The sequence below is a fragment of the Azospirillum sp. genome, assembly GCF_035627195.1.
Taxonomy (GTDB): Bacteria; Pseudomonadota; Alphaproteobacteria; order Azospirillales; family Azospirillaceae; genus Azospirillum.
The window spans coordinates 24,248-36,398 of sequence record NZ_DASPMG010000339.1 but is presented as its reverse complement, the minus strand read 5'-3'; the positions used below and the strand labels follow the sequence as shown (position 1 = coordinate 36,398).

General features: G+C 69.9%; 10 protein-coding genes. 1 reads left to right on the top strand and 9 read right to left on the bottom strand.

All coding sequences use genetic code 11. The annotated features are described in order from the left end of the window. Positions 1-216: 216 nt before the first annotated feature. The 9 genes from VED21_RS30320 to VED21_RS30280 all read right to left on the bottom strand — a co-directional run bounded on the left by VED21_RS30320 (position 217) and on the right by VED21_RS30280 (position 10,879). Positions 217-2,217 carry an NADPH-dependent 2,4-dienoyl-CoA reductase gene (locus VED21_RS30320; protein WP_324889167.1) on the bottom strand — a complete coding sequence of 667 codons (2,001 nt, stop codon included), beginning with the start codon at positions 2,215-2,217 and terminating at the stop codon, positions 217-219. 246 nt (positions 2,218-2,463) lie between these two features. Further along, a complete protein-coding gene (locus tag VED21_RS30315) occupies positions 2,464-2,886 on the bottom strand; it encodes a helix-turn-helix domain-containing protein (RefSeq protein ID WP_324889165.1) in 423 nt (140 codons plus the stop codon). 61 nt (positions 2,887-2,947) lie between these two features. Continuing rightward, positions 2,948-3,457, bottom strand: coding sequence for an acyl-CoA thioesterase (locus VED21_RS30310; protein ID WP_324889163.1), 510 nt, complete (start codon positions 3,455-3,457; stop codon positions 2,948-2,950). Continuing rightward, on the bottom strand, positions 3,441-4,661 hold the full coding sequence (boxA, locus tag VED21_RS30305; protein WP_324889161.1) for a benzoyl-CoA 2,3-epoxidase subunit BoxA: 1,221 nt from the start codon (positions 4,659-4,661) through the stop codon (positions 3,441-3,443). Before boxA ends, VED21_RS30310 begins: the two co-directional genes overlap by 17 nt. Before the next feature lie 50 nt (positions 4,662-4,711). Continuing rightward, positions 4,712-6,133, bottom strand: a complete 1,422-nt coding sequence (gene boxB, locus VED21_RS30300) for a benzoyl-CoA 2,3-epoxidase subunit BoxB (protein ID WP_324889159.1) — start codon at positions 6,131-6,133, stop codon at positions 4,712-4,714. 6 nt (positions 6,134-6,139) lie between these two features. Beyond that, entirely contained in the window at positions 6,140-7,789 is a 1,650-nt protein-coding gene (boxC, locus tag VED21_RS30295; protein WP_324889158.1) for a 2,3-epoxybenzoyl-CoA dihydrolase, read from the bottom strand. Between the two features lie 207 nt (positions 7,790-7,996). Further along, positions 7,997-8,797: an alpha/beta hydrolase gene (locus tag VED21_RS30290; RefSeq protein ID WP_324889156.1), complete on the bottom strand. Its 801-nt coding sequence runs from the start codon at positions 8,795-8,797 to the stop codon at positions 7,997-7,999. Continuing rightward, complete coding sequence (locus VED21_RS30285) at positions 8,784-10,382, bottom strand: benzoate-CoA ligase family protein (protein ID WP_324889154.1); 1,599 nt, start codon at positions 10,380-10,382, stop codon at positions 8,784-8,786. The genes VED21_RS30290 and VED21_RS30285 overlap by 14 nt, the downstream gene beginning before the upstream one ends. 32 nt (positions 10,383-10,414) lie before the next feature. Continuing rightward, positions 10,415-10,879: a DUF4863 family protein gene (locus tag VED21_RS30280; RefSeq protein ID WP_324889152.1), complete on the bottom strand. Its 465-nt coding sequence runs from the start codon at positions 10,877-10,879 to the stop codon at positions 10,415-10,417. 249 nt (positions 10,880-11,128) lie between these two features. Between VED21_RS30280 and VED21_RS30275 the strand changes: the two genes are divergently transcribed. Further along, complete coding sequence (locus tag VED21_RS30275; RefSeq protein ID WP_324889150.1) at positions 11,129-12,073, top strand: helix-turn-helix transcriptional regulator; 945 nt, start codon at positions 11,129-11,131, stop codon at positions 12,071-12,073. Positions 12,074-12,151 lie beyond the last annotated feature (78 nt).

Below are 12,151 nucleotides of genomic sequence, written 5' to 3'. Positions count from 1 at the left end.
TCAAATCCCGGGAAGACCGAGGACCATGTCGGACGACCGTCGGGTTTCGAATGACGCGCCACCTACCGAACGCAGTTTTTTGACACAGATGGACACAGATGGACACAGATGAAGAAGATCTAATATTTTTTATTGATCTGTGTTTATCTGTGTCCATCTGCGTCAAAATTCCTTTCCCTGCTCTGCCGCTTACGAAAGAGCAGGGAAATATCGCTCCTACAGGCTCAACCCCACCCGCGTGCCCTGGTCGATGGCGCGGCGGGCGTCCAGTTCGGCGGCCACGTCGGCGCCGCCGATCAGGTGCACGCTGACACCCAGCGCCTGCAAGGGCTCCAGCAGGTCGCGCAGCGGCTCCTGCCCGGCGCAGACGACCACCGTGTCGGCGGGGATCACCCGCGGCGCGCCGTCCACGGACACGTGCACCCCCTCGCCGTCGATGCGCTGGTACTCCACGGCCGACATCATGGCGACGCCCGCCTGCTCCAGCGTCAGCCGGTGCACCCAGCCGGTGGTCTTGCCGAGGCCCGCGCCCGGCTTCGACGCCTTGCGCTGGAGCATGGTGATTTCCCGCTTGACGGCCCGCTGCGGTGCCGGGGTGACGCCGCCGGGCACGTTCGGGTCGCGGGTGATGCCCCAGTGCGCCTCGAATGCCTCCTCGCCCAGCAGGTAGGTGGCGACGTCGAAGCCGATGCCACCGGCGCCGATGATGGCGACGCGCTCGCCCGCCGTGCGGGCGCCGGTCAGGATGTCCAGGTAGGACACCACCTCGTCCCGCTCGATGCCGGGGATCGCCGGGCGGCGCGGCGCGATGCCGGTGGCCAGCACCACCTCGTCATAGCCGCGCAGATCGTCGGCCGTGGCCCGGTGGTCGACGCGCACCTCCACGCCCAGTTCCGCCAGCCGGCCGGTGAAGTAGCGGATGGTTTCGGCGTAGTCCGCCTTGCCGGGGATGCGGCGCGCCAGGTCGAACTGGCCGCCCAGCGTCGGCTTGGCGTCGAACAGCGTCACCGCGTGGCCGCGCGCGGCGGCCTCCGCGGCGCAGGCCATGCCGGCCGGGCCACCGCCGACCACGGCGATGCGCTTGCGCGCCGTCACGGGGGCGGCGGCGTACTGCCCCTCCCGCCCGGCGCGCGGGTTGACAAGGCAGGTGGCCTCCCGGCCGGTGAAGATGAAGTCCAGGCAGCCCTGGTTGCAGGCGATGCAGGTGTTGATGCGGTCGCCCCGCCCCGCCTGCGCCTTGGCCACGAAGTCCGGGTCGGCGAGGAACGGGCGCGCCATGGAGACGAGGTCGCAGCCCCCCTCGGCGATCGCCGCCTCGGCGTCGTCGGGCGTGTTGAAGCGGTTGCTGGCGATCACCGGGATGCCGGCGACGTCCTTCAGCCGCGCGGTGGCCCAGCGCCACGCGGCGCGCGGGACCATGTAGGCGATGGTGGGGATGCGCGCCTCGTGCCAGCCGATGCCGGTGTTCAGCACGTCGGCCCCCGCCGCCTCCACCGCGCGGGCCAGCACCGCCACCTCCTCGAACGGGCTGCCGCCGTCCACGAGGTCGAGGGCGGAGATGCGGAACATGATCAGGAAGTCCGCCCCCACCGCCGCGCGCACGCGGCGCACCACCTCGACCGGGAAGCGGATGCGGTTCTCCAGCGGACCGCCCCAGGCGTCGGTGCGGTGGTTGGTGCGCGGGGCGACGAACTCGTTGAGCAGGTAGCCCTCCGACCCCATGATCTCGACGCCGTCGTAGCCGGCCTCGCGGGCGCGCAGCGCCATGGCGGCGAAGTCGTCCAGCGTGCGGGCGATGTCCGCCTCGTCCATGGCGCGCGGGGTGAACGGGTTGATCGGCGCCTTCACCGCCGACGGCGCGACGCAGCCCTTGTGCGGGGCATAGCGGCCGGCGTGCAGCATCTGCAGGAGGATCCGCCCGCCCGCATCGTGCACCGCGTCCGTCACGCGGCGGTGGGCGGACACCTCCTCCGCCGTCAGGCCGCCGTGGCCGCGCGGATCGAGCCGCCCGTCCGGGTTGGGCGAGTAGCCGCCGGTGACGATGAGCGCGGCGCCGCCCCGCGCCCGCTCGGCATAAAAGGCGGCGAGCCGGTCGGCGCCGTCGGCCGCCTCCTCCATGCCGGTGTGCATCGAGCCCATGATCAGGCGGTTGGGCAGCGTCACCGGCCCGACGCGGACGGGCTGGAACAGGTGCGGGTAGGCGGTGGAGTGGGCCATCGTCTCGGTCGTCTCCCGTTGGTTTTTCCGGCGCGCACCTTGGGTGCATTATACTTCCGGTTACAGGAAGCTTTAGCACAGGTGCGGGGCCGGCAACCAGCGGGGGCAGCGACGTTTTGCCCCCTCCCTAACCCTCCCCCGCTTTGCGGTGGAGGGGACTGCCGCCGCTTCGGCACAAAACCCTCCACCTCGAAGAGGGGGAGGGTGCCCGGAGCGTCAGCGGAGGGCGGGAGGGGCCGGCGCGCCTCAGCCGCCCGCGATGCGCGCCAGCGCGGCCAGCATGTCGCGGACGCTGTCGCCGGCTGGGGCGGGTTGCAGCTCCGCCGCTTCCTCGTGCACGAGGGTGTCGAGCGGCGCGTTCACGGCCTGGGCGATGCGGCGCAGCAGCAGGATGGAGATGTTGCCCCGCCCGGTCTCCAGCTGCGCCAGATGGCGTTCCGACACGCCGGACAGGCGGGCGAGCGTCTTGCGCGTCAGCCCCTGCCGGGTGCGCGCGGTGCGCACGCGCTCGCCCAGCTGGTCGAGGAACGCGGCGTCGTCCGCCGGCACGGCCGGCAGCGACGGCGGCAGTGGGCGGCAGGGCGGCAGTTCGCGGTCGATCAGGCCGACGAAGGGCGTCGCGGGGGGCAGCAGGGCGAGGGGGGCAGCGGCGGTCCGGCGTCCGGTCACGGTCGTGGTCCTCTCAGGAGGTCATGCCCCAGAGTGCCGCTTTTCACGCCCGCGGTCATCGTCACAGGGTGCGATTGTTTGCCGCACCACTGTTTGCCTCGGCGCAGCGCCGCCGGTACTCGGCGATGCGATGCGCCAGCGGCTCGGGGATGGGGATGGAGCGCATGCTTGCCGTGTCGATGAAGGAGCACACCCAGGCGCCGGCGAAGGACGGCACGCCGTCGCCGCGCACCCCGGTCACGCGGAAGCGCACGGTGGAGCGGCCGGTCTCCTCCACCAGCACCGTCACCGCCACGCCTTCGCCGGGCCGCAACGGCGCCTGGATGTCCAGGTCGCCGTGCACGAAGGGGCTGCCGACGCCGTGCACCGTGTTCAGGTCGTACCAGCTGTTGCCCAGCACCTCCTCGAACCAGCCCTCGATCGCCTCCATAGCGTAGTCGAACAGGCGGATGGTGTAGGCGATGCGGGCGGCGTCGCTGTGGCCGAAGCGGACCTTGCGGTCGTGCACGTAGGGGGCGGGGTACGGCGCGTCCGGCACCTCGATAGGCGGGACTTCAATAGGTTTCGACATGATAGCGCCCCTCCCGCCGCATTCCGGAGCGCAGGTCGGACCAGTTCAGCCCGTGCTGGCGGCAGACGTCGGCCAACGCCTCCTCGCAGCCCTGCTCCATGCCCTTCAAACCGCAGATGTAGACGAAGGTGTCGCGGCTCTGCAACAGGGCGCCGACGTCGGCGGCGCGCTCGCGGATCTTGTCCTGGACATAGGTCTTGGGCTGGCCGGCGACGCGGGAGAAGGCGAAGTTCACGTCGATCAGCGAGGGCGGAAGCTTCATCAGCGGGCCGAAGTACGGCAATTCGCCCGGCGATCGGGCGCCGAAGAACAGCAGCAGCTTGCCCGGTGCATCGGGTGCGCGGCGGCGGCGCCGTTCGGTGAAGGCGCGGAACGGGGCGGAGCCGGTCCCCGTGCAGATCATGATGATGTTGGCGTCCGGGTGGTTCGGCATCAGGAAGCTGTCGCCGAACGGGCCGGTCACCAGCACCTCGTCGCCCTTCCTCGCGTCGCACAGGTGGTTGGAGGCCACGCCGGGGCGCAGGCTGCCGTCGGCGTCGCGGGTGACGACGCGCTTGATGGTCAGGGAGACGTTGTTGTGGTTGGGCCGCTCGCCGTCGCGCGGGCTGGCGACGGAATAGAGGCGGATGGTGTGCGGCCGGCCCTTGGCGTCGGTGCCCGGCGGGATGACGCCGATGCTCTGCCCCTCCAGCACCGGGAAGGCCTGCTGGCCGAAGTCCAGCACGATGTGGTGGATGTCGGACTCCGTCTCGGGGTCGGTGATGCGGTGGTTGCCGGCCACCCGCGCCACCGCCGGCCGCTCGCGCGTGTAGATGTTGAGGTAGGGGTGGGCAGCGGAGAACGGCGGCGGCACGCGCCCGCCGGTGGCGGCGGTGGCCGTTTCGATGATCGCCGCGACCTCGTCCGGCTGGGGCTGTTCGGCGGGTGCCGGCTCGCCGGCCTCCGACGGCGGCAGGTCGTCCCAGGTGAGCTGCTCCTCGACCGACCAGGGGCGCTTCACCAGGATCCAGCTGTCGATCGCCCCGGTCGGACACGGCGGCACGCAGTTGCCGCAGCCGTTGCACACGTCGAAGCGGACGACGTAGTTGCGGTCGTCGTGCGTGATCGCATCGCGCGGGCAGGTCTCTTCGCAGGTGTTGCACCGGATGCAGATCGCCGGATCGATCAGGTGCTGGCGCCGCAGTTCCATGCTGGGGGAACCCATGTTGGTCGTCCAAAGAATCCCCTCTCCCCAAGGGGAGAGGGGTGTAGGCGTCAGGCGAAGCGCACGTAGGCGAAGTCCACGGGCTGGTTGTTGATGCCGCGGGCCGGGGGGGCGATCCAGTTGGCGAACTTGCCGGGCTCGGTCACCGGGGCACCCATCAGGGAGTTGACGTAGCCCTGGTCCTCGTCCGTCGGCAGCCACTCGTGCGCGCGGCTGTTCCACTCGTCGCGCGGCAGCACCTGGCCCGTGGGCGACACCGCCAGACCGGCGAAGTGGCCGATGGCGCGGTGGAAGGCGACGTGCGGCAGGGTGAACTGGAAGTCGATGCCGTACTTCTGGACGATCTTGTTCCAGCGATCGACACCCTTGGCCACGTCGACGATCCAGTCCTGGCGCAGACGGTCGTTCAGCGCGTTCAGCGCCGGCACCTCGATCGCCTTGAAAGCACCGTCGACGTAGTGGGTGACGCCGTAGCCGGTGCTGTCCAGCCGGTGGTCGTCGGCGATCTTGCTCTCTTCGAACCGGCCCTTCAGGCCGGCGTGGTAGAAGTTGGCGGCGTTGGTCGACACCTCCGCCCCATAAAGGTCCGACGTCACGGAGAAGTGGAAGTTCAGGTACTTCTGGATGGTGGGCAGGTCGATCACGCCGTGCTGGCGCACGTCGCCGGTCTTGTGCTCGCGCATCACCTGGCAGGTGCGCTCGATGATGCGGCCAACACCGGATTCACCGACGAACAAATGGTGCGCCTCTTCCGTCAGCATGAAGCGGCAGGAGCGCGCCAGGGGGTCGAAGCCGCTTTCGGCCAGGGAGGCCAGCTGGTACTTGCCGTCGCGGTCGGTGATGAAGGTGAACATGAAGAAGGACAGCCAGTTCGGCGTCTTCTCGTTGAAGGCGCCGAGGATGCGCGGCTTGTCCGCGTCGCCGGAGCGGCGGGCCAGCAGCTCCTCCGCCTCCTCGCGGCCGTCGCGGCCGAAATAGGCGTGCAGCAGGTAGACCATCGCCCACAGGTGCCGCCCCTCCTCCACGTTCACCTGGAACAGGTTGCGCAGGTCGTAGAGCGACGGGCAGGTGGCGCCCAGGTGGCGCTGCTGCTCGACCGACGCCGGCTCGGTGTCGCCCTGGATGGCGATCAGGCGGCGCAGCGAGGCGCGGTACTCGCCCGGCACCTCCTGCCACACCGGCTCGCCCTTGTGGGCGCCGAAGGCGATCTTGCGGTCCGGCTCAGGGGGCGTGAGGAAGATGCCCCAGCGGTAGTCCGGCATCTTGACGTAGCCGAACTGCGCCCAGCCGTCGGGTGCCGCCGAAATCGCCGTGCGCAGGTAGACGTCGTGGTCGAGCGAGCCTTCCGGCCCCATCTCGCGCCACCAGTCGATGTAGTGCGGCTGCCAGGATTCCAGTGCGCGCTGGAGCTTGCGGTCGTCGGACAGGTGGACGTTGTTGGGGATCTTTTCGGCGTAGTTGATGGTCGACATGGCGCTTCACACCCTTTCCACGTTGTATTCGGCACGCTTTCCGCTGCCGTAGAGCTTGAGGGCACCGGCCTCGCCGACCGCGTTGGGGCGCTGGAAGATCCAGTTCTGCCAGGCGGTGAGACGGCCGAAGATCTTGGTTTCCATGGTCTCGGGCCCGGCGAAGCGGAGGTTCGCCTCCATGCCCGTCAGCGCGTCCACGGAGAAGCTGGCGCGCTCCTCCAGCACGAGGCGCAGCTCGTCGTCCCAGTCGATGTCGTCCGGCGTGGCGGTGACGAGGCCGCCGTCGCCGGCGTCCGCCGCCTCCAGGTCCTGGCCGATGCGCCCACGGGCGGCCTCGACGCTCTCCGGCTCGCCCAGGAAGCGGGTGGCGAGGCGGGACAGGCCGTTGCCCATGGGCAGACCGTCGAAGTTGAGCGCGGTCAGACGCACGGCGGCCGGGGCGCGGTTGTCGCCCTCGCGCCGGCCGTCCAGCATGAAGGAGCGGTCGGCGGCCAGCGCGATTTCAAAGAGGAAGCCGGCGAAGCAGCTGCCCGGCTCGATCAGCGCGAACAGGCTGCGCGAAGTGGTGTCCAGGCGCTTCAGCGTGCGCTTCCAGTACAGCAGGATCTCGCGGCCCAGCCAGTCGGACTGCGTGGCCTGAAGAAGCGCGTCGTACTCGGCCACGCGGTCCAGGCTGCCTTCCGTGCGGAAGATCCAGGAGGTGACGGTGGGCTCATTGAGGCGCAGGTGCAGGATGGCGTCGTCCAGCTCGCGCGCCAGGGCCAGCGGCCAGAAGACGTCGCCCTGCGCGTGGATGCCGGCGGCATCGGCGGGGGCCGCCTCGTCGGTCGCCTTGATGAGAAAGTTGGCCGCGCGCACCTCGCGGTCGATGGTAATGGTGAGGTGGCGGTAGGCGATGCGGTCACCGTCGATGGTGCGGGCCAGCGGGGTGAGCGCCACGCCCTTCGCGTCGGCCGGGCGGTCGGAGCGGGCCGCCAGCTCGCGGGCGCGCTGGGCCACCGTGTCCCTGAAGCGGGAGAGCGGCACCACCTCGTCCACCAGGCGCCATTCCACGGCGCGCTTGCCGCGCACGCCTTCCTCGGTGGCGCTGAAGATGTCGGCGCGGTCGCGGCGCACCTTGCGCTTGTCGGTGACGCGGGTCAGGCCGCCGGTGCCGGGCAGCACGGCCAGCAGCGGCACCTCCGGCAGCGAGACGGACGTGTTGCCGTCGTCGGCCATCAGGATGTAGTCGGTGGCCAGCGCCAGCTCGTACCCGCCGCCGGCCGCCGTGCCGTTCACCGCGCACAGGTAGGTCTGGCGCGAGAACTCGGTCGCGTCCTCGATGGACAGGCGCGTCTCGTTGGTGAACTTGCAGAAGTTGACCTTGTGGCCGTGGCTGGACTTGCCCAGCATGCGGATGTTGGCGCCGGAGCAGAAAATCTTCTCCTTGGCCGAGGTCATGACGACCGCGCGGACCTCCGGATGCTCGAAGCGCAGGCGCTGGACGGCGTCGTACAGCTCGATGTCGACGCCCAGGTCGTACGAGTTCATCTTCAGCTCGTACCCGTCGAACAGCCCGCCGGCCGGATCCACGTCCATCAGCAGCGTGGCGACCTCCCCATCCACGGAGAGTTTCCAATGCCTGTAGCGGTCGGGGTGGGTGCGGAAATCGATCATTGTCTGACGCCGTCCCGTAGCGGTGTTTCGTTGTTGATAGGAACTATAGTGCATGGCGTCGGGGCTAGCAACGCCAAAATGCATCATAGTGCATGATCACGTTGAAAGCGGTTCCGTAGGTTGGGTTGAGGCGCAGCCGAAAACCCAACGTTTCTGCCGTTCAGGGGGTGTTAGGTTTTCGCCTGCGGCTCAACCCAACCTACGGCGCTACGAACGCCCTGCAATAAAGTGCATGACCGCCGCCAGCGTCGCTTCGGGCTGGTCGCGGTGGGGGGAGTGGCCGCAGCGGTCCAGCATCAGCACCTCCACCGGGCCGCCGGTTTGGGCGCGAATGGCCTCGACCTGGGCGGGGGTGCCGTACTCGTCGCCGGTGCCCTGGATGACCAGCAGCGGCACGCGGATGCCGGGCAGGTGTTCCTCGATGGTCCAGGCGCGGAAATCCTTGTCCAGCCACGCGCGGTTCCAGCCCCAGAAGGCGCAGTCCACGTTGTCGCCGTGCAGGCGCTGGAGCTTCGCGCGCAGGTCGCCGTCGCGGTAGGCATTGGCCGCCCTGGCGATGCTGGCGACGCTGACGTCCTCGCAGAAGACGTGCGGGGCCATGACGACGGCGCCGGACAGGCGCCCCGCCCGGTCGTTGCCGGCGTGGATCAGCGCGATGGAGGCGCCGTCGCTGTGCCCGACCAGCACGACGTTGCGCAAATCCAGCTGGTCGAGCAGCGCCGGCAGCACCTCCAGCCCCTCGTCGTGCATGTAGCGCAGCGGGCGCGGCACCGGCACGGGGGAGGAGCGGCCGTAGCCGGCGCGGCTGTAGACCAGCGCCCCGCAGCCGGTGGCCGCCGCCACGCGGTCGGGGAAGTCCTTCCACAGGGCGACGCAGCCCAGCCCCTCGTGCAGGAAGACCAGCGCCGGGCGGCCGGCGGCGGCCGGCGCGATCCAGCGGTATTCCAGCCGTGCGCCCGCGACGTCGAGGAAGCCCCCGGCGTCGATGCGGCCATCACGGAGCGGCATGGGCGTTTTCCTGCTCGCGCAGCTTGAAGCGCTGGATCTTGCCGGTGGCGGTCTTGGGCAGCGCCTCCATGAACTCGATCCAGCGCGGGTACTTGTAGGGGGCGAGGCGGCTCTTGATGAAGGCCTGCAGCTCCTGCTTCAGCGCGTCGGTCGCGTGGTGGCCGTCCTTCAGTACGACGAAGGCCTTGGGCTTGATCAGGTCGGCCTCGTCGGCGGTGCCGATGACCGCCGCCTCCAGCACCGCCGGGTGGGCGACCAGCGTCGCCTCCACCTCGGCCGGCGACACCCAGTTGCCGGAGACCTTCAGCATGTCGTCGGTGCGTCCGGCGTAGTGGTAGTAGCCGTCGGCGTCCACGTAGTACTTGTCGCCCGTGTGCGTCCACGGCCCGCGGAAGGTCTTCAGCGACTTCTCGCGCTGGTTCCAGTAGCCGATGGCGGCCGACGGGCCGCTGACCACCAGCTCGCCCAGCTCGCCGTCCGGCACCGGCACCCCTTCATCATCCACGATGCGCAGGCGGAAGCCGGGCACCGCCTTGCCCGAGGTGCCGTAGCGCACGTCGCCCGGCCGGTTGCACAGGAAGATGTGCAGCATCTCGGTGGAGCCGAGGCCGTCGACGATCGGCACGCCGTAGCGCGCCTCCCACCGCTGGCCCACGTCCTCCGGCAGCGCCTCGCCGGCCGACACGCACAGGCGCAGCCGGTCGGAACGGCGCGCCTGGATCTCCGCCGGGGCGGCCAGCATGGCGCCGTACAGCGTCGGCACGCCGAAGAAGACGGTGGGGCGGTGCGCGGCGATGACGCGCGTCACCGAATCCGGCGTCGGCCGTTCCCACGTCAGCACCGCCGTGGCCCCGGCGTGGAAGGGGAAGGTCATGCCGTTGCCCAGGCCATAGGCGAAGAACAGCTTGGCGGCGGAGAACACCACGTCGTCCGGCCCGATCCCCAGGACGCCGCGCCCGAACTGTTCGGCCGTCGCCAGCAGGTTGCGGTGCAGGTGCATGGTGCCCTTGGGCGCCCCCGTCGAGCCGGAGGAGTAGAGCCAGAAGGCCACGTCGTCGGCGGTGGTGGGCGCCACGTCGGTGCTCTCCGGAGCATCCGCCAGCAGGTCGTCCAGGCGCGGGTGCCCGCCGGCATCGCCGCCCGACACGATCACCTTGCGCAGGAAGGGCAGCGAGCCGAGGATCGGCTCCACCTTCTCGTAGAGCAGGGCGCTGACGACCAGGACGCGCGCGCGGCTGTCGCGCAGCATGTAGTCGTAATCCTTGGTGGTCAGCAGCGTGTTCAGCGGGATCGGCACCACGCCGGCCTGGATGGCGCCCCAGAAGGCGGTGGGAAAGTCGATGGTGTCGAGCAGGCAGAGCGCCACCCGCTCCTCCATCGCCACCCCCTCGGCGCGCAGCAGACCGGCGAAGCGGCCGGCCCGCGCGGCCAAGTCGCCGTAGCTGTAGGAGCCGGCGTCGTCGATGACCGCGGGCTTGTCCGCCCTGCCCTCGTCCAGGTGCCGGCGGATGAAGTGCGCCGCGGCGTTGAAGGCGTGCGTCTGGCTGGCCGGCACCACGGCGGCGCTCGCTGAAGACCCGTTCACCGTTTCCTCCCAAACCTTGTGTCGGTCCCCGTTTACCGGGTGAATTCGATCTTTCCGCCGGGCAGCAGGTACAGCACGAAAGCCGCCCCGTCCGTCACCGTCGGCTTGTGGGCGCTGTCCGGCCCGTAGACCTTCCATCCGCGCGGCGTGCCGTCGAAGCGCGCCCCTTCGGTGATGGGCATGACCATGTCGATCTCGCCGTCCGGGTGGCGGTGGTGCGGCCCGACGACGTCGTCCATGCGCACCACGTCGACGCTGAAGCCGCCCAGATCCGGATCCGGCGGCAGCACGCGGCCGAAGCGGATGCCGCCGTGCTCGCGCTCGCACATCCAGCCTTCGTCCGTGCCCCGGCGGCACATGGCTTCGATGTCGCGGAAGAGCGGGCCGTCGGGCGGCACGGCCGTGTTGAGGAAGGTTTCGAGATCCTGATCCAGCGGCCGGCCCGCGATGCGGTCGGTCACGCCGCGCACGAGCGTCCTGAACGCGTCCTTGGTCATTCCCCCCTCCGGCTGTGTTTTGTGTGAGGCACTATATCCCGTCACGCGAGCAGGAGGAAGCAATATAATGCACTTTACCGCCGAAGGGGCGTTGATCGGCCGTTTGTCCGGGCGGAGCAGTGCATTATAATGCAGCATTGCGTGAGGCCCTGCGGCACGCCCACGCGCCGTCCGCCTTGCATTTCAGCCCTTCCGGCCGGAACGGGACATGCTAAATAGTTCCGGTAGCCCGAACCTGGGGAAACTGCCATGCCGAAGCGCCGATCCGGTGCCGACTCCGAGGCCGACGGTCACGACGCGGCCACGCAAGCCAAGCTGGCCGAACTCGCCCACCGCCTGGGCGAGAGCGTGCGGCGCCTGCGCGCGCGCAGGGGCATGTCGCGCAAGGTGCTCTCGCAGCTGTCCGGCGTGTCGGAACGCTATCTGGCGCAGCTGGAGACGGGACAGGCCAACGTCAGCTTCAACGTGCTGTGGAGCCTGGCGCAGACCATGGACACCAGCGTCACCAGCCTGCTGGAGGAGCGGCCGGACGAGAACCCCGACCTGACGCTGGCCAAGCGCCTGCTGGAGTCCCTGTCGCCGGAGGAGCAGTCGGCCGCCTACCAGCTGCTGCGCCTGCGCTATGGCGGGCAGCGGGCGCCGTCGGGGCGGGTGGCGCTGATCGGGCTGCGCGGGGCCGGCAAGACGACGCTGGGCCGCCTGCTGGCGCGGCACTACCACGTGCCGTTCATCCGCCTGACCACGCTGGTCGAGCAGACCGCCGGCATGGACATGCCGGAGATCTTCATCGCCATGGGCCAGAAGGGATACCGCCGGCTGGAGCTGAACGCGCTGCAGACCGCCATCGCCCAGCACCCGCGCGCGGTGATCGAGACCGGCGGCAGCATCGTGTCGGAGCCGGAAACCTTCGACCTTCTGCTGTCGTCCTGCTTCACCGTGTGGCTGCGCGCCAGCCCGCAGGAGCACATGCAGCGCGTCATGGAACAGGGCGACACCCGCCCGATCGAGGGCCACATGCAGCGCGCCATGGACGACCTGAAGGCGATCCTGGACTCGCGCAGCACCTTCTACCGCCGCGCCGACGCGGTGCTGGACACGTCGGGGCGCGGCATCGAGGAATGCATGGAGGAACTGGCCGCCCTGTGCGCGGGGTGTTTCGCACAGCCGCTGCCGGTGGCGGCGTCGGGGCGGTGAAGACGTTTGCCCCCTCCCTAACCCTCCCCCGCCGAAGGCGGTGGAGGGGACTGCCGCCGCTTTACCCTCCACCGCAAC

Bases quoted from the DNA above. Each gene is read 5' to 3' on its own strand.
- VED21_RS30320 (WP_324889167.1), bottom strand. From the start codon at position 2,217: ATGGCCCACTCCACCGCCTACCCGCACCTGTTCCAGCCCGTCCGCGTC.
- VED21_RS30310 (WP_324889163.1), bottom strand. From the start codon at position 3,457: ATGTCGAAACCTATTGAAGTCCCGCCTATCGAGGTGCCGGACGCGCCG.
- VED21_RS30275 (WP_324889150.1), top strand. From the start codon at position 11,129: ATGCCGAAGCGCCGATCCGGTGCCGACTCCGAGGCCGACGGTCACGAC.
- boxB (WP_324889159.1), bottom strand. From the start codon at position 6,133: ATGTCGACCATCAACTACGCCGAAAAGATCCCCAACAACGTCCACCTG.
- VED21_RS30290 (WP_324889156.1), bottom strand. From the start codon at position 8,797: ATGCCGCTCCGTGATGGCCGCATCGACGCCGGGGGCTTCCTCGACGTC.
- boxA (WP_324889161.1), bottom strand. From the start codon at position 4,661: ATGGGTTCCCCCAGCATGGAACTGCGGCGCCAGCACCTGATCGATCCG.
- boxC (WP_324889158.1), bottom strand. From the start codon at position 7,789: ATGATCGATTTCCGCACCCACCCCGACCGCTACAGGCATTGGAAACTC.
- VED21_RS30280 (WP_324889152.1), bottom strand. From the start codon at position 10,879: ATGACCAAGGACGCGTTCAGGACGCTCGTGCGCGGCGTGACCGACCGC.